1 protein-coding gene is annotated in these 354 nt (G+C 70.9%); it reads left to right on the top strand.

The window, feature by feature from the left end:
- Positions 1-354: KR domain-containing protein (locus IG74_RS47395; RefSeq protein ID WP_037827606.1), on the top strand; the 354-nt coding region annotated here is incomplete at both ends.

Below are 354 nucleotides of genomic sequence, written 5' to 3'. Positions count from 1 at the left end.
GTGGTGTTCTCGTCGATCGCGGGTGTGTGGGGCAGTGGTGGTCAGGCTGCTTATGGTGCGGCGAACGCTTATCTGGACGCGTTGGTGGAGGACCGTCGGGGTCGGGGTCTTGCTGGTACGGCTGTGGCCTGGGGGCCGTGGGCGGAAGGCGGTATGGCGGCCGGCGACGGCGGGGATCAGTTGGCCCGTCGTGGTCTGCCCGCGATGGCGCCCGGTCTTGCTCTTGCCGCCTTGCAGGGGGCGCTCGCGGGTGACGAGGGTGTGGTCACCGTCGCCGATGTGGACTGGGAGCGGTTCGCGCCCGCGTTCACGATCGGGCGGCCCAGCCCGCTCCTCGGCGAACTGCCCGAGGTC

This window comes from Streptomyces sp. NRRL B-1347 (assembly GCF_000720325.1).
Classification (GTDB): domain Bacteria; phylum Actinomycetota; class Actinomycetes; order Streptomycetales; family Streptomycetaceae; genus Streptomyces.
The sequence above is the reverse complement of the archived record's forward strand: the minus strand, read 5'-3'. Positions and strand labels throughout refer to the sequence as shown.